General features: G+C 71.7%; 23 protein-coding genes. 5 read left to right on the forward strand and 18 right to left on the reverse strand.

Features of this window, described 5'->3' with window-relative positions; translation table 11 throughout:
• Window positions 1-61: 61 nt before the first annotated feature.
• Window positions 62-793: an RraA family protein gene (locus IF61_RS0105020; protein WP_052392404.1), complete on the forward strand. Its 732-nt coding sequence runs from the start codon at window positions 62-64 to the stop codon at window positions 791-793.
• Window positions 794-1076: 283 nt separating this feature from the next.
• Here IF61_RS0105020 and IF61_RS0105025 read toward each other — a convergent pair whose 3' ends face one another.
• From IF61_RS0105025 to IF61_RS0105090, 14 genes are all read right to left on the reverse strand, one after another.
• A complete protein-coding gene (locus tag IF61_RS0105025; protein ID WP_030365006.1) occupies window positions 1077-2873 on the reverse strand; it encodes a prolyl oligopeptidase family serine peptidase in 1797 nt (598 codons plus the stop codon).
• A 132-nt stretch (window positions 2874-3005) separates the two neighbouring features.
• Window positions 3006-4076, reverse strand: a complete 1071-nt coding sequence (locus IF61_RS0105030; protein ID WP_030365007.1) for a hypothetical protein — start codon at window positions 4074-4076, stop codon at window positions 3006-3008.
• 447 nt (window positions 4077-4523) lie between these two features.
• Complete coding sequence (locus IF61_RS0105035; protein WP_245684400.1) at window positions 4524-5510, reverse strand: hypothetical protein; 987 nt, start codon at window positions 5508-5510, stop codon at window positions 4524-4526.
• Window positions 5511-6138: 628 nt separating this feature from the next.
• Window positions 6139-7545: an MFS transporter gene (locus IF61_RS0105040; protein ID WP_030365009.1), complete on the reverse strand. Its 1407-nt coding sequence runs from the start codon at window positions 7543-7545 to the stop codon at window positions 6139-6141.
• 108 nt (window positions 7546-7653) lie between these two features.
• Window positions 7654-8220, reverse strand: coding sequence for a hypothetical protein (locus IF61_RS0105045; protein WP_030365010.1), 567 nt, complete (start codon window positions 8218-8220; stop codon window positions 7654-7656).
• A gap of 199 nt (window positions 8221-8419) precedes the next feature.
• Window positions 8420-9646 (reverse strand): cytochrome P450, encoded by a 1227-nt coding sequence (locus IF61_RS0105050; protein ID WP_030365011.1) that lies wholly within the window; start codon window positions 9644-9646, stop codon window positions 8420-8422.
• A 29-nt stretch (window positions 9647-9675) separates the two neighbouring features.
• The gene (locus tag IF61_RS0105055; RefSeq protein ID WP_372504645.1) at window positions 9676-9858 is read right to left on the reverse strand and encodes a rubredoxin; all 183 of its coding nucleotides are present in this window, start codon (window positions 9856-9858) and stop codon (window positions 9676-9678) included.
• A complete protein-coding gene (locus IF61_RS0105060; protein WP_030365013.1) occupies window positions 9855-10718 on the reverse strand; it encodes an alpha/beta fold hydrolase in 864 nt (287 codons plus the stop codon). The genes IF61_RS0105055 and IF61_RS0105060 overlap by 4 nt, the downstream gene beginning before the upstream one ends.
• A complete protein-coding gene (locus IF61_RS0105065) occupies window positions 10715-11818 on the reverse strand; it encodes a fatty acid desaturase (protein ID WP_030365014.1) in 1104 nt (367 codons plus the stop codon). The genes IF61_RS0105060 and IF61_RS0105065 overlap by 4 nt, the downstream gene beginning before the upstream one ends.
• 14 nt (window positions 11819-11832) lie before the next feature.
• Window positions 11833-12132, reverse strand: coding sequence for an acyl carrier protein (locus IF61_RS0105070; protein ID WP_030365015.1), 300 nt, complete (start codon window positions 12130-12132; stop codon window positions 11833-11835).
• 90 nt (window positions 12133-12222) lie between these two features.
• The gene (locus tag IF61_RS0105075) at window positions 12223-13170 is read right to left on the reverse strand and encodes an acyl-CoA desaturase (protein WP_030365016.1); all 948 of its coding nucleotides are present in this window, start codon (window positions 13168-13170) and stop codon (window positions 12223-12225) included.
• 15 nt (window positions 13171-13185) lie between these two features.
• Window positions 13186-14163 carry an acyl-CoA desaturase gene (locus IF61_RS0105080; protein WP_030365017.1) on the reverse strand — a complete coding sequence of 326 codons (978 nt, stop codon included), beginning with the start codon at window positions 14161-14163 and terminating at the stop codon, window positions 13186-13188.
• 12 nt (window positions 14164-14175) lie between these two features.
• On the reverse strand, window positions 14176-15909 hold the full coding sequence (locus IF61_RS0105085; protein WP_245684401.1) for a fatty acyl-AMP ligase: 1734 nt from the start codon (window positions 15907-15909) through the stop codon (window positions 14176-14178).
• A 150-nt stretch (window positions 15910-16059) separates the two neighbouring features.
• Entirely contained in the window at window positions 16060-16869 is an 810-nt protein-coding gene (locus IF61_RS0105090; protein ID WP_245684402.1) for a thioesterase family protein, read from the reverse strand.
• Between the two features lie 307 nt (window positions 16870-17176).
• Here IF61_RS0105090 and IF61_RS0105095 point away from each other — a divergent pair, with 307 nt between their 5' ends.
• From IF61_RS0105095 to mtnB, 4 genes are all read left to right on the forward strand, one after another.
• The gene (locus IF61_RS0105095; protein WP_052392405.1) at window positions 17177-18175 is read left to right on the forward strand and encodes a beta-ketoacyl-ACP synthase 3; all 999 of its coding nucleotides are present in this window, start codon (window positions 17177-17179) and stop codon (window positions 18173-18175) included.
• Between the two features lie 155 nt (window positions 18176-18330).
• A complete protein-coding gene (locus tag IF61_RS0105100; protein WP_052392406.1) occupies window positions 18331-19074 on the forward strand; it encodes a 2OG-Fe dioxygenase family protein in 744 nt (247 codons plus the stop codon).
• A 205-nt stretch (window positions 19075-19279) separates the two neighbouring features.
• Entirely contained in the window at window positions 19280-20005 is a 726-nt protein-coding gene (gene mtnC, locus IF61_RS0105105; protein WP_030365022.1) for an acireductone synthase, read from the forward strand.
• On the forward strand, window positions 20002-20637 hold the full coding sequence (gene mtnB, locus IF61_RS0105110) for a methylthioribulose 1-phosphate dehydratase (protein ID WP_078659969.1): 636 nt from the start codon (window positions 20002-20004) through the stop codon (window positions 20635-20637). The genes mtnC and mtnB overlap by 4 nt, the downstream gene beginning before the upstream one ends.
• Before the next feature lie 19 nt (window positions 20638-20656).
• On the opposite strand, the gene IF61_RS0105115 is transcribed toward mtnB, so the two are convergent.
• The 4 genes from IF61_RS0105115 to panD form a co-directional block, all read right to left on the reverse strand.
• Window positions 20657-21283: a TRIC cation channel family protein gene (locus tag IF61_RS0105115; protein WP_043187784.1), complete on the reverse strand. Its 627-nt coding sequence runs from the start codon at window positions 21281-21283 to the stop codon at window positions 20657-20659.
• A gap of 87 nt (window positions 21284-21370) precedes the next feature.
• Complete coding sequence (locus tag IF61_RS0105120) at window positions 21371-22393, reverse strand: terpene synthase family protein (RefSeq protein ID WP_030365025.1); 1023 nt, start codon at window positions 22391-22393, stop codon at window positions 21371-21373.
• A gap of 390 nt (window positions 22394-22783) precedes the next feature.
• Window positions 22784-23968: a L,D-transpeptidase gene (locus IF61_RS0105125; RefSeq protein ID WP_030365026.1), complete on the reverse strand. Its 1185-nt coding sequence runs from the start codon at window positions 23966-23968 to the stop codon at window positions 22784-22786.
• Window positions 23969-24152: 184 nt separating this feature from the next.
• Window positions 24153-24524 (reverse strand): aspartate 1-decarboxylase, encoded by a 372-nt coding sequence (gene panD, locus IF61_RS0105130; RefSeq protein WP_043187787.1) that lies wholly within the window; start codon window positions 24522-24524, stop codon window positions 24153-24155.
• Between the last annotated feature and the right edge of the window lie 10 nt (window positions 24525-24534).

Below are 24534 nucleotides of genomic sequence, written 5' to 3' on the forward strand. Positions count from 1 at the left end.
CCCCCGCAGCCACCCCAAAGTTCCCGGACTATCTCCCGCTCCCGACCGGAAGGAGGCACCCATGACACCCACGCCGCCCCCCGACAGCACCACCACGGCCGCACCGGCCGGCACGGCCGCCGGCACCACGGCACCGCTGCCCACCACGGCCCTGTGGGACGCGGGCGTCCGCCTGGGGGCCGCCGTCGAGCTGCCGCCCCTGCCGCTCGCACCGGTCGCGGCGGGCATGCGCTGCGCCGGGCCGCTGCGCCGCGTCGAGCACAGCGAGGGCGTGGTCTCGATCTTCGCCGGGATCGACGCGGCCGCCCCGGGCGACATCCTCCTCGTCGACAACTCCGGCCGCACGGACGAGGCCTGCGTGGGCGACCTCGTCGCCATCGAGGCCCTGCAGGCCGGCATCGCGGGCATCGTGGTGTGGGGCTGCCACCGCGACAGCGACGAACTGGCCGCCATCGGCCTGCCGGTCTTCAGCCTCGGCCCCTGCCCCGCCTCGCCCCGGCTCGGCCCCGCCCGCCCCGCACCGCCCGCCCTCCCCCGGATCGCCGGGCGGGACGGCGACGGCCTGGCGGCCGACACCGACGGCGTGCTCCTCGTCCCGGCCGCGGCCCGCGACGAGGTGGCGGCCCTCGCCGCGCGGATCGTCCGGGCCGAGCGGTCCCAGGCCCAACTGGCCCTGCAGGGCGTCAGCCTGCGCGAGCAGCTGAGCTGGGACCGCTTCCTGGAGCGGCGGCGCGCCGACCCCGGTTATGCGTTCCGCTCCCATCTGGCCCAGGTCGACGGGGCGCTGGAGTAGGAGGGCCCGGGGGCGTACGGGGGAAGGCCCCGCCGCAGCAGCAGGTGCCGGCGGGACCAGGGGTGGGGCTCCGGGATCCCGTCCCGGAAGCGCGACGAGAACGCGAGCACGGCGAGTCCGTTCACGTAACCGTTCAAGGAGGTCTCCTCAGCTCATGCCGTCGAGGCCGGTACAGGCACAGCGGGCTCCGGCCCGGTTCCCGGTGGACCCCCGCCGCCGGGGACCGGACCAGAGCCCGCTGCGCGGCGCCCCCGGCCGGGCCGGGGACGGTTCGCGGGACGGGCTACGGCCCGGCCGGCGGCAGATGGGTCCGCGCGAACTCCAGCTGCCGGCGGAACAGCGCCACCCGCTCCTCCACGCCGGTCACGCTGTGGCCCCCGTCGTGCACGTGCAGGCCGTGCGGGACGCCGCGCAGCGCGAGCCGCTCGGCGTAGTCCTTCGCCTGTCCGACGGGGCAGCGGGCGTCGTTGGCGCCGGCGAGGATGAGCACCGGCGCGCGGACGGCGTCGACGTAGGTCAGCGGCGAGGACTCCCGGTAGCGCTCAGGCACCTCCTCCGGCGTGCCGCCGAAGAGGCTGCGGTCGAGGGCCTTGATCTCCTCCATCGCGCCGTGGTGCGCCGCCGCGCAGTCGGCGACCGGCGCGCCGGCGAGCCCCAGCGCCCACTCCCCCGGCCGGGTGCCGAGCGCGAGCAGCGTGAGGTAGCCGCCCCACGACCAGCCCGCCACGACGAGCCGGGCGGGGTCGGCCACGCCGTGGTCGACCGTCCACTGCCGGACGGCGGACACGTCCTCCAGCTCGGTGAGGCCGACGCGGCGCCGCAGCGCCTCGGTCCACTCGCGCCCGTAGCCGGTGGAACCGCGGTAGTTGACGCGCACGACGGCGAAGCCGTGGTCGGTCCAGGCGGCGACGGCCGGGTCGAAGGCGTCCTCGTCCTGCTCGTCGGGGCCGCCGTGCAGCAGGAAGACGGTGGGGTACGGGCCCGGGCCCGCGGGCGTGTTCAGCAGGGCGTGGATGCGGCCGCCGGGGCCGTCCACCCACAGGTCGCGGGCATCGGCGGCCGGGGGCGGCGGCTGGTCCGGCAGGGGCAGCCGCGGGTCCTCCAGCAGGCCGCGGAACTCCGGCGGGCGGGCCGAGCTCGACCACAGCAGCCAGGCGTCGCCGCCGGGCCGGGTGCGCGCGTGGGCGATGACGCCGGCCGGGGTGCCGATCCGCTCCAGCCGCCCGCTGCCCAGGTCGTAGCGGTGGAGGGTGGAGCGCGCCTCGTGGTCGTGGACGACGAGCAGCGAGCCGGCGTCCTGGAACCACTGGACGGACACGTCGCCGGGCAGGCCGAGGCGCAGTTCGGTGCGCTCGCCGGTCCGCGGGTCGAAGAGGACGGGTTCCCAGCGGTCCTCGCGCTGGTGCTGCAGCAGCAGGCGCGGGTCGCCGCGCACGGGCGAGAAGCCGACGGCCTCCAGGCCGCCCTCGTCGTCGGCGAGGTCGGCCACGGTGGTGCCGTCGTCCGTGGTGAGGACGCGCACGCCCAGGTCCCAGAGGTCGCCGCGCTCGCTGTGCGCGATGACGGCCAGGTCGAGGGAGCGGGAGAGGTCGACGGCGTAGGCCGGTTCGTCGTGCCGGTAGAGGGGGCGGGCCGCGCCGCCGGGCAGGACGAGGTGGACGGCGGCGCCCTCTTCGGTCGAGCAGCCGAGCAGGACGTGCCCGTCGAGGCCGACGGCCAGGCCCGAGGGCCAGTACCGGCCGGTGGAGGGGACGGCCGGGGTGTCGGGGCCGCCGGTGAAGGGCTGGCGCATCCAGCAGCCGTACTCGTCGCCGTCGCCGTCGTCGAACCACCACACCGCTTCCCCGGAGGCCTCGATGGCGCACTGCTGGGTGCCGGCGGGCCGGTCGGTGACGCGGCGGAGGGTGCCGGCCGCGCGGTCCCAGGCGTACACCTGGGCGATGCCGGAGAGGTCGCTGACGAAGACGCAGCGGTCGGGCGCGCTCTTGGCCCAGGCCGGGAGGGTGTGGCGGGGGGCGCGGAAGCGCCGTTCCCATACGGGCCCGTCGGCGAGGTGCTGCCGGGGTGCGGTCGTGGTCATCGAGGGGGTTCCTCCCGTGGCTGCCTGAGGTGTACGCCCCCGCCCCTCGCGCAGCGATCGGCCGCCGGCGGTGGGCCGGGGCGGCCGGCGGGCGGCGTCGGTCGCCCGCCGCGTGGAGTGGTGGACCGTGCGTCAGTGGCAGCCGCAGCTCGCCGAGGTGACCCGGTTCATCCGGCGCCTGGGCCGCTCGCCGCCGCTCTCCGTGCCGGTTCCGGCCAGGGCTTCGGTGCCGCCGGGGGCCGTGACCGTGCTGGTGGAGCAGGCGAGCGTGAGCTGGTACGGGGTCTGCGGCAGGGCGCCCAGGACGATGTGGGCGGAGACGGCGGCCTTGCCGGCGGCCGCGGAGTTCGCCTCGGTGTTGAAGGGCAGCGGCTGCGTCCCGCTGCCGAGGCCGAACTCGATCCCGGAGACCAGCGCGTGGTCGGGGTGCTCGGCGAAGAGCCGCTCCAGCTCGGCCGCGGCCGTGCCGGAGCCGGTGGCGGCGGCCTTGAGGTCGGTGACCGCGCCGTTGTCCACGGTGAGCACGAGCGGGTAGTGCGAGAGCCCGGTCAGCTGCTCGTAGATCTCGTGCCGGCGGTCGGCGCTCGCGCTGCGGGCGCGGACGACGGGCCAGCCCTTGACGGTGATCTGCCCGGAGAGCGCGGTGCCGGTGACGTCGGTGGCGAGGCGCAGCCGGCCGGTGGGTGCGGTCCGCACGGCGCCCGGCTGGAAGAGGCCGGGGTCGGTGCGCGACCAGGTCGGCCTGTCGTAGGTGAGCTCGGCGACGGAGCCGGTGAGCGCCTCCGTGAGCCGCAGGCCGCCGGAGGCGGCGAGGGCCGAGGCGAGCCGGTCGGCGCGGGCCTGCACCTCTGCGGGGTCGGTCTTCTCCAGGGCCGCGAGGACGGTGCCGGTCTGGTCGAGGGCGAGCGGGCCCTGGCCGGCGCGGATCGCGGCGACGGTACGGCCGGGGCCGACGTCGGCGGCCGGGGCGGTGAGCAGGGCATCGGCGGTGGCGATCACGAGGACGTCGCAGTTGTCCGGCACCTCGGTGCGCAGGATGTCGCCCAGGGTACGGCCGGGGCCGGCCGTCACGACGGCGCTCTGCTCGTACCGGCTGCCGCCGTCGAGGCGGAAGAACCCGGCGAGCTCCTTTTCCAGGACCAGTACGAAGTGTGTGCGGCCGACCGGATACTGTCGGTAGGCCTCGGGGCGGACAATAATCATCGCGACACCACTCCCAGTTATGCGTGTTGCGTGTCGGCGAGGCGGGTCGAGTCAGCACCTCGACCCGCCTCGCGCCAGGGCTGTTGAATTCAGCCCGTCACCCGGGTTCAGCCCAGCAGGGTCCCGAGGTAGTTGCTGTTCTTGCGGACCTTGATGGTCTTCTTCATGGGAACTCACCTCCCGCCAATGGCGATTGTTCTCGGATGGACTGCTGGGCGATTAGCCCAGCAGGGTCCCCAGGTAGTTGCTGTTCTTGCGGACCTTGATGGTCTTCTTCACGGGAACTCACCACCCTCCATCGGCTCGGATCCGGCCGGGTACCGGGCGATTAGCCCAGCAGGGTCCCGAGGTAGTTGCTGTTCTTGCGCACCTTGATGGTCTTCTTCATGGGGAATCACCTCCCGTCGTCATGGATTTCGCGCTCCCGTCGCGTCCGCCGCCGGCCGCTCAGGCGGCCGGGGCGATGCGGACGCTCGGGGCGCCGCCTTTGTTGCCGAGCACCACTTCACCGCTCTCGGTGTAGACGGTGGTGTCGGGCGAGATGATGTCGAGGTGGTACTGGGTGAAGGGCGTGAGCCCCAGTCCCCAGTGCAGGCAGCCCTGGTCGCCGCCGTAGACCTCGTTCATCGCGTGGTTGCCCCGGACGATATCCAGGCTGGTGTTGAGGGCGTGGCCGATCTCCCAGACCAGGGTGTAGCGGGAGTCGATCTCGAACATCGCCTCGAAGACGTCGGCTACCGGAGCGCCGGCGGGGCGGTGCGGCCGGAGCGAGGTGATCGCTCCCTTCCGCACCTCGGCCACCACGGCCTCGTGCTCCAGCCCGGCCAGCTTGCCCTGGAGGCGGGCCTGGTCCTTGCGGAGGAAGGAGGGCGTGCCGTTGTGCAGGATCGGAAAGCCCCGGAAGGCGATGCTGCCTTCGAGCGGCAGGTGCAGCGATTCGTCGAACTCGACGATCTGCATGGGCAGGACGCTGATCTCACCCGAGGGCACGATCTGCTGCTCGCCCCATTCGAGGGGGCCGGCCTGCTGGTTCCAGACCAGGTCGTCGGCGAGGTGGTCGAGGACGGCGCGGGTGCCGTGCCGCTCGTCGACGTACACCAGGTGGTCGGTGGATTCCGCGAGCTCGAAGAACCGGTCGCTGAACTCGGCCTGCTCCCGGGCGGAGGTGCGCTCGATGACGCCCAGGAAGTGCCGGATGATGCCGAGGTCCGTCGGCGTCGAGTTGCACGCCATGCCCATCAGCTTGCGGCGCGGGCCGAGTGCTTCCTCGGACGGCGACTCGAAGAACCGGTAGGGCGAGATCACCAGCGAGTGCGAATTCTGCGGAACCGTTTCATCGGCGAGCATCTTCTCGAAGTCGTCGCCGGGCTTCAGGATGATCGTCCGGTACTCCGCGTAGGGGGCGTCCCTGACGATTTCGAATTCCTGCACCATCTCCTGATTGGTTATCAGGCAGAAGATGCTTCCATCGGCCGGGCCGAACTGACTGAATCGCGCCGGGTTGATCTTGATTGCCATAATCGGCGATACCCCCAGGTGGCTGATTACCTGGCCGCAAGAAAACAGCACCCGGCGAACCCCGCGCAATATGCCGGGGGGTAATGGCCGGAACATATGCGGGTTTGAGAAGCGAACCTGTCCGTTTTGCACGGCTGGTGACGCTTGACCGGCTCTGCAGGCCTCTTGCGGTAGATAAATCCACGAAATCCGGGGTCCAGGCCGCCCCGCGAACCGGCAAACAGACCGTATGCCCGCTTCACCCCTCACTTCTACAGCACCCCCCGCACCCCGCCCACCCCCGACCGGGGGAGGCGCGACAGCCTCCGAGGCAAACCGAAAAACCCTCCACCACACACTTTCGGCCATGATCCTCGGGGCAATTGCCGCCCCACCTGGCGTCAGGGGCCGGAATCATCGCCTCCACCCTTCTGTGATCTGAATCACCCCTCGCGCTGAAGCGTGGATTCCGGGCACAAAAATGCCGGGCGGTCGCGCGCAGTCGGGGGTGTCTGCGCGGACCGCCCGGCTCGTGTGCCGCGGTTGTCCTGTGAGCGTCAGGGCATTACGCGGCTGGCTTCTTGGGGCGGGGGATGAACAGGCAGGCGATGGCCGCCAGGGCCGTCGCGACGAGGACGAAGTCCCAGCCGTGGTCGAAGGCCGTCACGGCGGCGTCCGCGCCCTCCGGCGCGCCGATGAAGGCGACCAGCAGGGCCACGCCGAGCACGGAGCCGACCTGACGGGCCATCGTGACGACCGCCGAGCCCGTGGAGAAGCTCTGCGGGGGCAGTGCGGACACGGCGGCGCCGACCAGGGTCGGGACGACCATGCCGACCCCGATGCCGGTGAGCAGCATGCCCGGGAGCAGGCCCGCGGCGTACTCGTGGGCGGTGTCGAGCCGGTATACCCACCAGCCGATGCCGGCGCCGAAGAGCACGCTGCCGACCGCGGAGACCGCCGCCGCGCCGAACCTCTTGATGACAGGGCCCACGCCCATCGCGAAGGCAGGCACGAGGACCGGTCCGGGCGCGATGGCGAGACCCGTCTTCAGCGGCGACCAGTGCCACACGTTCTGGCACCAGAGCACGGCGGAGAGCAGCATCGCGCCGAAGGAGATCGCGAACAGGAGGTTCGCGAAGGTGGCCGGGCCGACCCCGGGAATCCTCAGCAGGCCCAGCGGCAGGACCGGCGAGGGGTGCCGGGCCGAGCTGGCGACGAAGGCGCCCAGGAGGACGACGGCGGCCAGCAGGGAGCCGAGCACCTTGCCCGAAGTCCAGCCCCAGTCCTCGCTCTTGACCAGGCCCAGCGCGAGGACCGCGATGCCCAGCGTGAGCAGGACCGCGCCCGCCAGGTCCAGCCGCGCGGCGGCGGGGCGGGCCGCGATGCGCGGCAGCACCCGGGCGCCCAGGAGGAGGGCGAAGACGCCGATCGGCAGGTTGACGAGGAAGACCCACCGCCAGTCGAGCTGCGTGAGGAGGCCGCCGATCACGGGGCCGAGCGCGGCGGCCAGGCCGCTGATCGCGGTCCAGCCGCGGACGGCCGGGATCCTCTTCTCGGGCGGCGCCGCGGCGAGCAGCAGGCCCAGTGAGGACGGGATGAGCATCGCCGCGCCGACCGCCTGGACGACACGGGCCCCGACCAGGAGCCAGACGCCCGGCGCGACGGCGCACAGCGCGGAGGCGACGGTGAAGACCGCGATGCCGAGCAGGTACGCGTTGCGGGGGCTGGTGCGGTCGGCGAGGCTGCCCGCCGGCACGAGCAGGGCGGCGAAGACCACCGCGTAGGCGTTCAGGATCCACGACAGCGATGCCAGGGAGGACCCGGAGAACTGGGTGCCGATGTCCGGCAGCGCGACGTTGACGATGAACATGTCGAGGTTCGACATCGCCACCCCGGCCACCACGACGGCGAACACCGGGCCGAAGGCGGGCTTCGTCACGCCGACCGCCTGTCCGGCGGCAGTCTGAGTCATCGCTCTCCTCGCTAGTGAGTTGGCTTTTCCAACTCACGTGAGCATACAGCGTTCCCCCGGGAGGCGGCGGTGTGATGTAGGCGTCACATCAACATGGCTGAGGGTTTGTCAGTTCATGACGGCCCGGTGGACGAGAACCCCCACGACCACGAGGACCAGGCCGGCGACCGGGACGAGGCAGCTGCCTCCCAGCAGCCACAGCGGCAGCCCCCACGGGTTCCGGGCCGTGGCCGCACGGCGGTCGGCGACCAGGGTCAGCAGGGCGGCGGGCACGATGGCGGCCGTCACGCCCAGCCACCCGTACAGGCAGGCCGCCGGATGCCCGGCGAGGGCGCCCGGGTGACCCGACACCACGAGCGCGGCCAGGACGGCGGCCGCGGCGACGGGCAGGGCGAGGACGGGCAGCGGTGCCGCCGTGCGGCGGGCCAGCGCGGCGGTGGGGATGACGAGGGCGGCGGCGAGGGCGGCGGACACGAGGGTCCAGAGGGCCAGGAAGAACGGGAGGAACACGATGCCGAGGGCTCCGCTGTCGTCCTCGGAGGGCGAGACCGGCTGCGCCGGCGCCCAGAGGATCAGGACGACGGCCGCGACGGCCGTCTCCGCGACCAGGGCGCTGGTCGCTGTGACGAAGGTGGACGGCGTCCAGAGGCTACGACGTGCGGTTTCTTGCTTCACGGGGCCATCATCGCGGGGGCTGCTTCACCGGTTCCCAATGCCCTGCACGTTCCTCCCGCCGCAACGGCGCTCAGCCACCGGAAACGCGACCGGCGGTGCCGCACCCACCTGAGGTGGGGACGGCACCGCCGGAAACCGCCGCGGGGGTTAAGCGCCGCCGCGGCGGAAGGAGGGTGCGGGGAACCCTCGGAGAGGCCTGTCAGCCCAGCTTCACCGGCAGCGTGGCGAAGCCTCGCTGGACCAGCTGGTCGCGGAACGTGGGCTCGGCGGCGAGCGCGAGGCCCGGGAAGCGCCGCAGCACCGCCGGCAGGGCGAGCTCCGCCTGCATGCGGGCGAGGCCCGCCCCGAGGCAGTAGTGCGCGCCGCCGCTGAGGGTCAGCGCGTGGTTGCCCTTGCGGTACGGGTTGAACGTGCCGGGGTCGGCGTACTGCCGCGGGTCGCGGTTGCCCGCGGCGATCAGGAGCGTGACCTTCGTGCCCGCGGTCAGCGGGACGCCGAAGAAGTCGATGTCCTGGACGGCCATGCGGTTGAGGGCCTGCGCCGCGGGGTCGAAGCGCAGCACTTCCTCCACGTAGCCCGGCGCGAGGGAGTCGTCCTCGCGGAGGGCGTCGGCGTGCTCCGGGTGCTCGATCGCGAGCCGCAGCGCGTTGCCGATGAGGTCCATCGGGGCCTCGGTGCCGGCGACGAGCAGCAGCATGAAGTTCGCGACGAGCTCTTCCTGGCTGATGCCGCCCGTCGTGTCCAGCTGCCGGACGAGCTCGCTGACGAGGTCGTCGCCGGGCTCGGCCCGCCGCTTCGCGACCAGGTCCCCGAAGTAGACGGCCAGTTCCTCCATGGCGGCGTCGCCGGGCAGGAGCTGCGCGAGGTCCTGGATGGGCTCCAGCGCGGTGGTGATGGCGCCGATGTGGCCCCGGAACCCCGCCTGCTCCTCCTCGGGTATGCCCAGCAGCTCGCCCATGATCGCCATCGGCACGCGGAAGGCGAACTCGGCCATGAAGTCGACGGGGTCGCCGCCCTCGCCGAGGGTGGCCAGCCGGTCCACCAGGCCGCCGACCAGCCGCTCCACCGCCGGCTGCAGCGCCGCGATCCGGCGCGGCGTGAAGCCGACGCTGAAGAAGCGCCGGTAGCGGTCGTGGTCGGGGTTGTTGCTGAAGAGCATGTTCTTGGTGAGCCACACCCAGGAGGAGTGCTCGCGCCAGCCGGGCATCATCGTGTCCTGCACGGCCCCGTCGGTCGACAGGAGGGCGGGTTCCCGCAGCGCCCTGGCGCACTCGGCGTGCCCGGTGACCACCAGCTGGCCGGGGCCGAGCGGCAGCAGCGGCCCGTAGGAGCGCAGCGCCTCGTAGAGCGGGTAGGGGTCCCGCTTGCCGGCCGGGCTCAGCAGCGTCATCATCGCCCGGCCGGGATCCATCACCGGTGTGGTCATGTCACTTCTCCTAGAGGTCTACAGCGGTTCTACAGCGGTGCCATGACGAAGTCGGCCTTGGTGGTGCCGCAGTCCGGGCACTCCCAGTCGTCCGGGATCTCCTCCCAGGGCGTGCCGGGTGCGATCCCCTCCTCCGGCAGTCCGAGGGACTCGTAGTAGACCCAGCCGCAGACGAGGCACATCCATGCCCTTTTCCCGACGTCTTCGCTCACGGGATGGTCTCTCCAGTTCTCGTTCCGTGTTCGGCGACGAACGCGGAGATGGCGCTTTTCACTTCGGGGGACATGAGGATCCCCATGTGGCCGCGGCCCGGGGCCTGCTGGAGCCGTACGTCCTTCAGGCCGGCGGCAATGGCCTCGGCCTCGCAGTACGGGACGACGGGGTCCCCGGGGTCGTGGAGGGCCAGCACCGGGATGTCGAGCTCACGGCCGAGGCCGACGACGTCCCAGTGGCTGACGGGCACCCCGTTGCGGCGGTGCAGTTCGCGGTAGATGCGGTCGACGATCGCCCGCGAGAGCATCAGCTCACCCCTGGACCACCGCTCCAGCACGGCGGTGAGCGTGCAGGTGGGGGCCACGAGCGTGATGCAGTCGACGTCCGGCCGCTCCTCCATCGCCACCGCTCCGACGGCGGCGATGGAGCCCAGCGAGTGGGCGACGATCACCTTCGCGCCGCCGAGCGAGTCGAGCGCGGCACGGACGGCGGCGGTGTACTGGGTCATGGTCGCCTGTGTGCCGCGGTGCACGCCGTGGGCCGGGGCGTCGAACGCGGCGACGCGGTAGCCGAGTTCGCGCAGCGGGGCGATCAGCGAGTACATGCTGCTGCTGTCGGCTCCCCAGCCGTGCACGAGGAGCGCGGTGGGCCGGTCGTCGTCGCCCCACAGGTAGCCGCCGTGCACGTCGGGGTTGCCGAGGATGTCGAAGCCGCGGGCTCCGAGCGGCAGGACGTTGTCGGGCTGCGTGCCGAGGGCGCGGGTCCGGCTGAAGACGTCGGTGGCCCAGCGGCCGCCGGGGCCCGGGGCGAGGGCACCGGCGGCCGCGTGGGCGAGCCTTCTCAGGAAGAGGGGCGTCATGAGGGCGTCTTCACCGTCACCGGCTTGGCGTCCGCCGGGGCGATCCGGGTGCGGTTGAAGTCAGTGTAGAAGCCCGACTCCGTGTCGTAGAAGTGCAGCCGCCGGATGATGGTGCTCAGCTGGCGGACCTTCACGCGCTCCTCCCGCACCATGCCCGGGTAGGCGTCCTTCAGGGCGCGCTGCGCCTTCTGCAGGTTGTAGAAGGGGACGACCGGGGCGACGTGGTGGGCCGTGTGGATGGAGATGTTGTGCGTGAGGAACAGCAGCCACTTCGGGTACACGAAGTCGGTGGTCACCAGCAGCCGGCTGGCGTTGCGCGTCCAGTGCTCGTTGGTCAGGTACGGGATGTCGCTGGAGCTGTGGTGCATCAGCGTCGTGGCGCTGAACCAGGCGTGGGTCGCGAGCCACGGGGCGACGAAGTAGATCAGGAAGCCGGTGAAGCCGGTGAACCAGATCAGCGGCACGAAGTAGGCGGCCATGACGGCCAGGACGAAGACCATCGACCGGCGCACGTCGCGGCGCGCCTCGCGCTTGGGGAAGTAGCTCGGCCGGAAGCCGGACTCGCGCCAGTAGTTGATGGTGCCGCCCCAGAACGCCCAGGTGCGCGTCCCGTGGTAGATGACCTTCTCGTGCAGCGGCATCCGGTCGTAGAGCGCGGCCGGGACCGGGCGCCAGTCGGTGTCCAGCTCCAGGTTGTTGGTGTGGCTGTGGTGCAGGTTGTGCACGTGCCGCCAGGCGTGGAACGGGTAGATCAGCGGCAGCAGCGAGACGTGCCCGATCGCGAAGTTGAACTTGCGCGAGCGGGAGAAGGAGCCGTGACCGCAGTCGTGCGCGATGCAGTGCAGGCCCCAGCCGCCCAGGCCGGCGACGATCCACAGCGGGATCCACAGCAGCCAGTGCGGTGAGAACGCGATGCCGACGAGGGCGCCGATGTACAGCACCCAGCTGACGGCGAAGCCGAGCAGGCCGCGGCCCACTCTCGGTTCGAAGAACTCCCTCGGGATGGCCCCCGCGAGCCTTTCGCCCTCGATCTGCTCCGACTTGCGCTTGAAGTCCTCGAACGCCCGGTCCGGAGCGGACGGAAAGTTGTATGCCCCCATCGTCGTGGTTCCCTTCAGCCGGTCCGGCGGGACAGCCTGAGTTCCTGCGCCAGATAGCCGCTCAGGTCGTCGATGGTCTGGTGCTCGTAGAGCAGGCCGGGCGAGAGGCGGCGCTCGACGACCTTCTCCAGGGCGCCGGAGACCTGGACGGCGACGCGCGAGTCGAGCCCGTAGGACTCGAACGACTTCTGCGTGTCGATGTCGGCGGCCGGCACCTCGATCCGCTGGGCCAGGTGCTCGACGAGCCACTGGCGCAGGGAGTCCTCCGTGAGCGGGCCCTGGATCTGCTGGGCGTCCTTCTTGCGTCCGAACATGGTGGTTACGCTCCTGCTGGTGTGCGAGGGTGAAAGCTCTTGCGCTCGTGCGTTCTTGCGGGTGAAGCACTGCTGTGGGGGCAGCGGCGGTTACGCGGCCTGCTTCATGGCGCGCTTCCGCTCGATGGTGGCCTGGTCCGGTTCCCTCAGGTCCCAGACGACGCCGGCCTTGCCCAGGCCGAAGAGGAGCCAGCCGCTCAGATCCGGCTCCCACCAGGTCACGCCGTGGCGGTACGAGCCCGGGAAGGCGTGGTGGTTGTTCTGCAGGCCCTCGCCGAAGGTGAAGGCGGCGACGGGCCAGTTGTTGGCGCTGCGGTCCTTGTTGTCGAAGGGCCGGCTGCCGATCGCGTGGCAGATGGAGCCGACGCACCAGGCGGCCTGGTTGGCCACGAAGATGCGGGCGAATCCGCCGAAGACCAGGCCGGTCAGCAGCGACATCGGGGTCTGCTCGACGGCGAAGCCGACGACGGCCGGGATCAGCAGGCCGGTGAGGACCCAGGCCGGGTAGGTGCGGCTGTACCACATCAGCCGGCGGTCGCGCAGGACGTCGGGGGCGAAGACGCTCCACTTCGAGGTCTCGTCGCTGAGCATCCAGGGCATGTGCGCGTACCACAGGCCGCGCAGCCGGGCCTTGAGGCTCCAGCCGTGCAGGTTGGGCGAGTGCGGGTCGCCCTCGCGGTCGCTGAAGCGGTGGTGGCGGCGGTGCGTGGTGACCCAGAACATCAGCGGGCCCTGGGCCCCCATGGATCCGGTGATCATCATGACGGCCTCGAACGCGGGCGAGGTCTTGAACGCCTTGTGCGAGAGGTAGCGGTGGAAGCCGATGGTGATGCCGCCCATGTGCACGAAGTACATGACGACGAACAGGACCAGGTCGGTGGTGGTGAAGTTGCCGGTCCACAGGAACCAGGCCGCGGCGGCGGTGCCGATCAGCGGCAGCGTCATCGTGGTGAGCGCGGAGAAGCGCTTGATACGGGCGCTGGCGGGATCGAGCTTGACGATCGCCGACGCGAGCGGGTCGGCGGTAACGGAAGACACGGGGCCGCTCCCTTTCTACTCGGAGTTCTGCGCAGGCCGTGCGCGCTTGGGATAGCGCACGTTGGTGACCAGACCCAGGACGTCCAGCAGCCGGATGAAGCCGCCGGCGATGTCGATCTGCCAGAAGGTGTGCCGGTTGTGGGCCAGCGCGGGCTGGGCGTGGTGGTTGTTGTGCCATGAGCCGCCGACCGAGAAGGGCGCGAGCGTCGCGACGTTGCGGCTGTTGTCCCGGGTGCGGTGGGGCCTGCTGCCCAGCGTGTGCCCGATCGAGTTGACGCTCCAGGTCACGTGGTCGAGCAGGAAGATCCGGGCGAGACCGCCCCAGAGCAGGCCGCCGGCCGCGCCGCGGAGGCTACCGCCGGTCAGCGCCCAGCCCAGCACGGCGGGCAGCGCGAGTCCGGCCAGGACCCAGACGAAGTAGTACTCGTTGATCTTCATCACGAGCCGGTTCTTCATCAGGTCCGGAACGTAACGGCTCCAGTTCTGCCGGCGGACGGTGAACAGCCAGCCGACGTGGCCGTGCCACAGGCCGCGCAGCCGCGGGAACCGGCGCCCGTCCTGCATCGGGCGGGGCGAGTGCGGGTCGCCGTCGCGGTCGGTGAACGCGTGGTGCTGGCGGTGGGTCGCCACCCAGAAGACCACGGGGCCCTGTGCGGCCATGCTGCCGGCGATGCCCCAGAAGGCGGTCACGCCCGGCTTGGCCGCGAAGGACAGGTGCGAGAAGAAGCGGTGGAAGCCGCCCTCGACGCCCAGGGAGGTCAGCAGGTACATCCCGATGAGCAGGCCGAGGTCGGTGCCGGTGAAGCCGTAGTGGTACGCGAAGACCACCGCTCCGGCGAAGCCCAGGGTGGGCACGCCGACCGTGAGGTAGGCGAGCCGGCGGGCCGAGGCGTCGGTGTCGGTCGCGGCCTGCTGCTGCGGGGCCGTGGCCGGGCGGGCCGTCCGCGGGGCACCGGACGCGGCGGTCCGGGCGGACTCAGGCGAAGTCGTCATGGTGGGCTCCCGTCACCGCACGGCCTGCGGCGTGTCGTCGGCGACCGGGGACAGCGTCTTCAGCGTCCCCTGGAGGTAGGCCTTGCGGGTCGCGTCCCGGCGGACCTTGCCGCTGGTGGTCATGGGGATCGCGCCGACGGGCCCGAAGTGCACGGCGGCGGGCCGGACTCCGTGCTCGGCCGTCACCGCGGCGATCACCGCGTCCAGCACGGCCGCCCCCTCCGCGGCCAGCCGGCGGGCGGTGCCGCGGTATTCGGCGGCCACCACGAGCTGCTCGCCCTGCTCGCCGGGGACGGAGAAGGCGGCGCAGCCGCGGACCTGCTCGTGGGCCTGGCGGACGGTGAGCTCGATGTCCTGCGGGTAGAGGTTGCGGCCCGCGATGACGACGAGGTCCTTGAGCCTGCCGGTGACGAACAGCTCGCCGTCGAGCAGGAATCCGAGGTCGCCGGTGCGCAGGTGGCTGCGCCCGTCGTCGCCGGCCGTGCGCGCGGTGAACGTGGCGGCGGTGAGGTCCGGCCTGCCGAGGTAGCCCCGGGCCACGTTGGGCCCGCTGACCCAGATCTCGCCGACCCGGCCGGCCGGGACCGGACGCAGGGTCTTCGGATCGACCACGGTGACCTCGTGGCCGTCGGCGACGGTGCCGCAGCTGACGATGTGCGCGACCTGCCCGGGCTCCCCGGACGCATCTCCGGAGCGGCGCACGATGCCGTTCTCCAGGGCTTCCTTGTCGAGCCGTTCGGTGCGCAGCGGGGTGCCCGTGGGCTTTCCCGACACATAGAGCGTCGCCTCGGCCAGGCCGTAGCAGGGAATGAGGGACGTCTCGTCATAACCGCGGGGTCCGAATCGCTCGCGGAACTTGTCGAGGGTCACCCGGGAGACGGGCTCGGAGCCGCAGAAAACCTGGCGCAGGGTGCTCAGGTCGAGGGTTTCCAGCTCGTCGTCGGTGATGCCCGACGTACACATGTCGAAAGCGAAGTTGGGCCCGACGGAAATGGTGACCTTGTGGTCGGTGATCGCCTTGAGCCAGCGGTAGGGCTGCTGCACGAAGTGTGCGGGCGACATCAGCACCAGCGGCCAGCCGCCGTGCACCGCGAGCATGATCGTGCCCATGAGGCCCATGTCGTGGTACGGCGGGAGCCAGGTGCAGCCGACGCGGTCGGCCTCGTACCCCATGTTGTGTTCCAGGGCGCGGCAGTTGCTCACCAGGTTTTCGTGGGTGAGCACGATTCCCTTGGGGTCGCCGGTGGAACCCGAGGTGTACTGCAGGAGTGCCGGGTCGGAAACGGCGTCGGGTATCACCCGGCCGGGGGCGGGTGCGAGGAAGTACTGGTCGTCGACGAACAGCCATTCCGGCGCCCGTACCGTGGCGGGGAGTTCCGCCGCGAATTGCGCGACGCGGCTCTCCAGCCGCCGGTCGGCAATGATCACGTCCGGTGCGCTGTCCACGACGATGGAGGCGAAGCGGGCCACCGCGCGTTTCCCGGTGGGCGGGAAGGACGGCACGGCGGTGGCGCCGGCGCGGAATATCCCGAACAGGGCGGCGACGTAAGCCAGCCCGGGATCCAGGGCCAGCACCACGCGGCACCCGGTGAGTTCGCGGTCCAGCAGGTCCGCGGCAATGCGGCCGGCGTGTTCGTACACGTCGTGGTAGGTCCAGTCGACGGCCTCGTCGCTGGTACCGTCGGCAAGAAAGCGGAATGCCAGGCGCCGGGGCCCGGCCGCCCGTTCCTGGAGAATGCCCGGCAACCCTGGCGATGCGGGATGGGCCCGCCCCGCTATGTGGTCCACAACGCCCCCGTGAGTTCAGTTCTGGGCGCGGGCCGCCGGCACACCGGCGTCCTCACCGGTGCGCGGCCCGCGTCATGATGTGCTCCGTACCTGCGGCTGTCGCCCTTGTCAGCCGGTACGGACGATGCGGAGCTGCTGTGCGGAGCCCAGGTGGGCGCCGTCCCTGCCCCAGGCGTCGATCTCCTCGTCGACCCAGCCCTCGGCGGTGGCCGAGCGGGTCCGTGCGCGCAGCAGGATCCACGGCGAGGACGCCTGCTCAAGGTTGCTGCCGGGCCGCACCGTGAGTTCCACGGTCGGCACCAACGCTAGCGTCGACAGTACCGCCGCGTAGGACGGCGCGAGGGAATCCATCAGGAACACGAATCGCCGCACATCCGGAGGCTGTTCGTCCTCCAGGATCCTGATCCACGCGATCAGTTCGGGCTCGGCGCCGCCCGCGTACGGCCGGCTGGGGCCGACCGGGCGGATCTCCAGATAGGTGGAGATGGCGACGAACTCGGGCGGAATGACGAAGACCTCGCACTCCTCCGGGGCCGGGGCCTTCGGAGCGGCCGGGGCGAACGTCTGCCATTCGGCCGGCTGCGGATTTCCGAAGACGGCCGATCCTGCTACGTGAATACCCTTCTCGGTGACCGCTTCGGCACCGAGTGTAGTGAGCGTGCGCCCGGCGCGGATCAGCGAGGTCTCCAGGCGGAAATCATCGCCGATCGGCCGCAGAAAACGCGCCGTTGCGCTCTGCAGCCGGAGGCCGGGTGAGATCTTCTGTGCGGCGTCCTGCATGGCGGAAGCCATGAGCGCGAGCGTCAGGCCGCCGTGAAAGCCGCCGAAGCCGTGCAGATGACTTCCGGCGGCGATCCCGGTGCCGGTCGGCCCGTCCAGGAGCGCCACCGGGGAAAGCGGTGAAGCAGTGCTGGTCATACCCCCTCCGACCCGGTGACCGACAGGGCGGCATCGTCGCGGATGAGGTGCGGATTAGTGTGGTGGTGCTCGGTTCCTGGCAACGCGCCATTCAATGTTCCGAGTTGGATCACATGGGTGACCGTAGAAGGGCCGTGCGTCACCAAGCAAGCGAAAAATTTTGTGACCCGCATCACCATGGATTTGAATCATGGACGCGGCGTGACGTTCAACACTGACACTCTGCGCCGTAGTGGGTTGCGTCGTCCAACCCACCCGGAGATAGTCTCGCCGCCGACACGTTCAGAAGTGGCTTGGGGGGGCCTGTATGCGCGGATTGACGCCGCGAACCGCCGTGAACGGCGCGGGAATTCTGGGGATCGGCGCGTACCGTCCGCACCGCGTGGTGGGCAATGCGGAAGTAGCGGCCCGCACCGGCCGTACCGCCGAGTGGATTGAGCGCCGGACGGGCATCGTCGAGCGCCGGTATGCCGCCGCGGACGAATCGGTGATCGATATGGCGGTGGAGGCCGCGCGGAAGGCCGCGGCCGACGCGGGCATCGCCCCCGGAAAGATCGGCGCGGTCGTCCTGGCCTCCATGTCGCATCTGCAGCAGAGCCCGGGCGGTGCCGCGGAGATCGCCGGCCGGCTCGGAATCCGCGCCGCCGCTTTTGATCTCAACGCCGCCTGCGCGGGGTTCTGTTACGGCCTGGCCGTCGCCGCGGCCATGGTGCGCGACGGCTCCGCGCGCTACGTCCTGGTGGTCGGCTCCGACAAGATGACGGACATCGTCGCGCCGGACGACCCGGCGGCGGCGATCCTCTTCGCGGACGGGGCGGGCGCCGCGATCGTCGGCCCGCAGGGCGGCGAGGGGATCGGCCCCGTCGTCTGGGGCTCCGACGGCAGCCGCGCCGGGCTCATCGCGCACGACGCCTCCTGGGACGCGTTCCGGGACGACCCGGCGCGGTCGTGGCCGGTCATGCGGATGGCCGGGCCCGAGGTGTTCCGCTGGGCCATCGAGGAGATGCCGGCGGTCGCCCGCGAGGCGCTGGACGCCGCCGGGGTCACGGCCGGCGACCTCGACGCCTTCGTTCCGCACCAGGCGAACCTGCGCATGATCGAGACCGTCACCCAGCGGCTCGGCCTGCCCGGGCACGTGACGGTGGCCCGCGACGTGGTGCACAGCGGCAACACCTCCGCCGCCTCGGTGCCGCTCGCCGTGGCCCGCCTCAAGGAGCTGGGCGCCGTCGGCAGCGGCGGGCTCGCCCTCCTCCTCGGCTTCGGCGCGGGGCTCACCTGGGGCGCCCAGGTCGTCCGGCTGCCCTGAGCGGCCGCACGGCCGCCGGCCCTGCCCCACCCCGCCCTCAATACGGGAACACCCTTGCGGATGCCTGGCCCGAACGATGCATTCCGGCCAGCCGAACCGGTAATCGGCCTAGTGTCGAAACCAGGCTCATCCCCGTACGAAGGCAGGACACCACCATGACCCCCAGCCCGCCGTTCGCGCACTTCGGCCCCGAAGTGCTGCAGACCGCTTTGGGCGCGCTCCCGGCGCGCGCCGTCGAGGAGTTCACGGGTTCGTGGGACGACCTGCCGGCGGATGCCCACCTCGGCACCGACACGCCGTACCGCTTCCGCCGCTACGGCCGCTTCCGGATCCACCCCGACCGGCTGGAGCGGCTGCCGCACACCGCGTTCTTCCAGGAGAAGTCGGTCAACAAGGTGCACGGCGGCGTGGAGCGGCTGTTCGCGCCGCTCGCCGGCGTGGTCGCGGGCGGCGCGGTGCTGCGGACGGTCGTGCACACGCTCCGCCGCCGTCTCCCCGGCCCGCGGGCCGGGATGGACGCCTGCGGGGTGCACCAGATACGCGTCACGGCCACGCCCCGCACCGAGGGCCACCCGGCACCGGAGGGCATCCACCAGGACGGGCACTGCTACGTGGCCCAGGTGCTGATCCGGCGCGAGGACGTCCGGGGCGCGGAGTCCTGCCTGTACGACCTGCGCCGCCGCCCGGTGCACCGGGCCCTGCTCGCGGCCCCGCTGGAGACGATCGTCCTCGACGACCGCCGCCTGCTGCACGGCGTCTCACCGGTGCGGCCTGCGCCGGGGGCCGCGTCCGGCGTGCGGGACATGATGCTGGTCGACTTCTTCACTGATGAGGACAGTTCACTGACGGGCAGCTCATCGCAGGGCGGTTCCACGCCGGGCCGTTCCTTGCCGAGGTGAGGCCTGCTCTTGCGCCGCTTTTCCGCCGCCGCGCCGCGGCAGCCGCCCTGGGCGCCCCGCTCCCTGCGGGCTACGATCCGTGAACAGGCAGTCCTTCCCGGCCGACCGGCCCCCGGACCGACCCTGGAGCTCCCATGACGCTGCTGCTCCCCCGGCCGGGCTCCGGCCCGGGCCCTGTTCTCCGCCGCGGGACGGGGCGGGCGGGGTGAGCCTGCGGTTCGACGCGGACAGCGTCGTCCTCGACGTCGAAGGCACGACGAGCGCCACGGAGTTCGTCGTGGACATCCTCTACCCGTACTCGCGGCGCCGCTTCGGGTCCCTGCTGACCGAGCGGGCCGGCGAGCCCGCGGTCCGGCACGCCGCCGAGCAGGTCCGCGCGCTCGTCGGGGAGCCGGCCGCGGACGCCCCGCGCATCGAGCAGGTCCTCAACGCCTGGCTGGACGAGGACCGCAAGGCGACGCCGCTGAAGACGCTGCAGGGCATCGTGTGGTCGGAGGGGTTCGCCCGCGGCGAGCTGGTCGCGCACTTCTACGAGGACGTGGTGCCCGCGCTGCGGCGGTGGCACGCGCGCGGGGTGCGGCTGCACGTGTACTCGTCCGGTTCGGTGGCGGCGCAGCGCGCGTGGTTCGGGCACAGCGCGCAGGGAGATCTGCTGCCGCTGGTCGAGGGGTTGTACGACACGGAGAACGCCGGGCCGAAGCAGTCGCCGGGCTCGTACGAAGCGATCAGCCGGGCCATCGGCGCGCCGCCGGACCGCACGCTGTTCCTGTCGGACCGGCCCGCGGAGCTGGACGCGGCGCGGGCGGCGGGCTGGCTCACGGCCGGGGTGCGGCGTCCGGGCGAGCCGTACTACGCGCAGGGCACGGGCGGTCATCCGGAGGCCGGGTCGTTCGCGGGCATCGAGGTCGCGAGGGCGGGGAGCGGGCCGTGACGGCCGGTGCCGGCGGGGACGCCCACGCGCTGGGGCAGGCGGCGACGGTGCTGGCCGCGGAGGCGGCGCGGTTCGCGTCGTTCGGCTGGATGCGCGGCACGTCGGGGAACCTGTCGGTGGTCACCGGCCGGGAGCCGCTGCGGCTCGCGGTCACGGCGAGCGGCATCGACAAGGGCGAGCTCACGGCGGCGGACGTGGTGCTGGTCGACGGCGAGGGCACGGCCGTACGGGGCGGCCGGCCGTCGGCGGAGGCGGCGCTGCACGCCCGGGTGGTGCGGCTGACCGGTGCGGGCGCGGTCGTCCACGTGCACACGGTCGCGTCGGTGGCGATGGCCCGGCGCCGGCCGGCGGGCATCGCCCTGCGGGGCCTGGAGATGCTGAAGGGCCTCGGGCTGCCGGCCGACGGCCCGGCCGTGGTCCTGCCGGTGATCTCCAACAGCCAGGACATGCGGGTGCTGGGCGACCGGCTCGCGGCCGCCCGCGAGCCGGGCATGCCGGCGGTGGTCGTGGCGGGGCACGGCCTGTACGTGTGGGGTGCGGATCCGCGCGAGGCGCGGCACCGGACCGAGGTCGTGGAGTGGCTGCTGGAGCTGGCGCTCCTGGAGCCCCCCGGCCCGGACGACGGCCGCTGACCCCTCGCGCGCGAGCTCCCTACGCGGGCGGGCGCTGCGCGAGGCGGGGCAGGTGGAGGCCGAAGTGCAGGGCCCCCATCCGCACCGCGAACACGAGGGACGCCGCGACGGCGGCGGCAGCCGCCGGGTCGGTGCCGAGGCGGTCCAGGACCAGGTAGCAGACCGCGCCGAGCAGCGCCGCGGTGGCGTAGACCTCCTCGCGCAGCAGCAGCGGCGGGAACTCTCCGCACAGCACGTCGCGGATCACCTCGCCGGTCACGCCCGTGAGCACGGCGAGGATGACGGCGGCGAAGGGGGTGACGCCGGCGTCGATCGCGGCCCGCGCGCCGATCACGGTGACGACGGCGAGGCCGACGGCGTCGACGGTCATCAGGGAGCGGTGCGGCAGTTCGCGGTAGCGCAGGAAGACCATGGTCGCCACGGCCGTGACCGCGATGACCGTGAGCAGGAGCCCGTCGTGGGTCCAGTACAGGGGGTGACGGCCGAGGATCAGGTCGCGCAGGGTGCCGCCGGAGATGGCGGCGGCGAAGGCGAGGACCAGCCCGCCGAAGGGGTCGAGCCGGGCGCGGTGGGCGGCCAGCACGCCACTGGCCGCGAAGGCGGCGATCCCGGTCAGGTAGAGCACGTGGAGCATCGCTCCAGCCAAGCACCCGCGGCTCCCCCGCCGCCTCGGCCGATCGGCCGGAGCCGCCTCGGCCGAAGGGACGAGCCCCCGGCCGCTGCGCGGCGTTCGTCACTCGGCGGTGCGGGCGACGACGTCTTCGATCCGGGGCGAGCGGTTGACGTGCAGGACGCCGACCTCGCTGTAGCGGCCGGTGTCGTTGCTCCAGTCCAGGTTGCCGCGCATGCAGGCGCGGTTGGCGTCGAGGAAGAGCCGGGTGTTCTCGCGCTGTTCGGGGGTGAGGCCGAAGACGTCGCAGAGCCGGTCGGCCTCGGCCTCCAGCTGCAGGAAGCGGGCGGTGCGGCGGTGGATCTTGCGCTGGACGTGGACGATGGCCTCCGCGCGCGAGCAGCCGTTCTCCATGCCGAGCAGCAGCACGGCATTGTTGAGCTCCCCGTTGGCCAGGTCCTTCTCCAGGGAGTGCAGGTCGTTGGTGAGAGTGACGACCTCGGCCGTGATGGCGCGGGCCTCCAGGACGGCCATGCTCTGGTGGATCTCGGGGGGCGCCTCGAAGTGGCCGCAGCGCTCGGAGACGTCGACGACGACCTCGCTGCCGATGCCGAGGCGGCGCAGCTTCATGTACGAGTCCATGCCGAGGACCGTGCCGCTGCGGCGGTTGACGGCCTCCGACACGTAGGTGAGGAAGTACTCCTCCCAGTGCCGTACGGAACGGGCGCGCCAGGCGGCGGACATGCCCAGCTGGGCCTGCTGCCACAGCTCGGTCCAGACGCGCGCGAGCGGGAAGGAGGGGGCGACGTCCGCGGCGCCCGGCTCCTGGCGGGCGAGGGCCGCCATCTCGTGGCAGATCTCGTAGGTGGCGGCGGGGTCCTCGCCCAGGCCGCTGTCGAAGAGATCGTCGAAAAAGAAGAAGAAGCTCTGTACGGCGAGCCCGAACGTCAGCTCGTTGACGCTCACTCCGGGCAGGAAGCCGGCGGCGAGCCGCTCGATCCGCCAGGTCCGGTACCGCTCGACGTTGTGCGGGCTGCTGAGCAGGCCGGTGGAGACCAGCCAGTGTTCGTTACGCGCCCGCGCCACCTCAACGTAGGGGTTCAGCCGCTTGGGGAAAGGAATGTCCAGGGCGATGTCCTGTGGCATCGAGGCCAGCCTCCTTCAGGGCCGTGCTGAGCCGATCTCGATCCTTCCGCGGTACCTGCCCCTGCCTACGGAACGCCTGCTCCGCCTCTGCGTTCCCGGCCCGGGCATGGCAGAGTGCTGCCCTCCCGGCACTGCCATTAAAACGACAACCATATCTCCCGTGGTTGCATTGGGGCCGCCGGGCGCATTCTCCGCCCACTGCATAGGACACGGGCCTTAGTCCGCACGCCAAGCGCCCCGCGAGCCCGGGGCAGGGCTTCACGGGGCGCGAGGGCGAGGGGTGCCGGAACGGCTTCCCGGGTGGCCGGAAAGCGGCACCGTCACGTCAATGCTGTCACTTCAGGGCACTGTTGTCCCTGCCGTCACTTGAGAGCGGGTTCGCCTCTGTCATCACTTGAGGGCGCTGCGCTTCTGCCACTGCTCCCAGCTCTCCTGCCAGACCTCCAGGCCGTTGCCGGGGTCGGTGACCTTGGTGCTGGCGGTGTTCTTGACCTCGACGGTGGAGCCGATGGGGAGGAAGTCGTAGGCCCGCTTGGCGTCGGAGGTGGTCATGCCGAAGCAGCCGTGGCTGTTGTTCTCCACGCCGATGGAGTTGTTCCACGGAGCGGAGTGCAGGAAGGTGCCGGAGGCGGTGAGGTGCGTGACCCACTTCGCGTCCAGCATCCACTCGTTGCCGTGGCCGATGGTGGCGGAGTCCATGACCTCGTCGGCGTTCTTGCTGCGGACGGTGTGGACGCCGCCGCGGGTGGGGTCCGCCGGGGAGCCGGCCGAGCCCTTGATGGTGCCGACGGCCTTGCCGTCCTCGTACATGGTGAGGGTGTGCGAGGGGACGTCGATGACGGCCTTGTGGTCGGCGCCTATGGTGAAGCCGAAGTCGTAGTTGCGCGCGAACACGCCGCCCTCGCCGGAGTCGACGCCGGCCAGCAGGCCCTTGACGGAGACCTTGGTGCCGCTGGGCCAGTAGGTCTTGGGCCGCCAGTCGATGCGGTCCTGGCCGGACCAGTCCTTCACCCAGCCCCAGGCGCCCTCCACCTTCGGCTCGGAGGTGACGGTCAGGGACTTCTCGATCTCGGCGCGCTTGCTCTTGTCCACGGCGTGGTCGAAGAGGATCGAGACGGGCATGCCCGTGCCCACGGTCTGCCCGTCGGAGGGGGTGTTGGCGAGCTTGTTGACGCTGGTCGCCGCCTGCGTGGTGAAGGTCGCGCTCGCGGCGGCCTCCTTGCCCTTGCCCTCCTTGCCGCCCTTGGCCTTGGAGCGCACGGTGTAGGTCGTCTGCGGGCCGGCCTTTCCGTCGGAGGTCCAGGTGGCGCCGTCCTCGGCGATCCGGCCCGGGACCTTGTTGCCCTTGGTGTCCTTGACCTCGACCTCCGTCAGCCGGCCGCCCTCGGCGCGGACGGATATCGGGGAGCCGAACTTCACGTCCTTGCCGTCCCCCGGCGTGACGGTGATCTTCGGCTCGGCTCCCGCATCGGTACTGGCCGCGCCCGACCCTCCCGAACAGGCGCTGAGCACCAGCGAGCCCACGAGAGCTGCGGATGCCCACAGGGCGGAGCGACGACCCGGTCCGAGGTGCACGGTGAGACGACCTTTCTGGCTATCTGTACGTTTCTTCCTTCGCTCGTACAGATGATCCACACGTCCGTACGGTTGCAGCGGGAAAAGAAACTTTTGTGCATCGGAACGAACCGGAACGCCCGGGCGCCCCCGCCGTCCTCACGGACAACGGTGGCCCCGGGCGCGGCGGATCGGGCGCGGCGGATCAGACCGACGGGTCGTCGCCGACGCTGACCGCCTTGTTCTCGCCGTCGACGAAGACCACGCGCGGCTTGAGGGCGCGGGCCTCGTCGTCCGTGACCGACGCGTAGGCGATGATGATCACGATGTCGCCGGGGGCCACGAGCCGGGCCGCGGCGCCGTTGATGCAGACCACGCCCGAGCCGCGCTCGCCCTTGATGACGTAGGTCTCCAGCCGGGAGCCGTTGTTGACGTCGACGATGTGGACCTGCTCGCCGGGCAGCAGGTCGGCCTGCTCCATCAGCACGGGGTCGAGGGTCAGCGAACCGACGTAGTTGAGGTCGGCCCCGGTGACGGTCGCGCGATGGATCTTGGACTTGAGCATGGTGCGGAACATGGAGAACTCC

The organism is Streptomyces roseoverticillatus (assembly GCF_000719265.1).
GTDB lineage: Bacteria > Actinomycetota > Actinomycetes > Streptomycetales > Streptomycetaceae > Streptomyces > Streptomyces roseoverticillatus.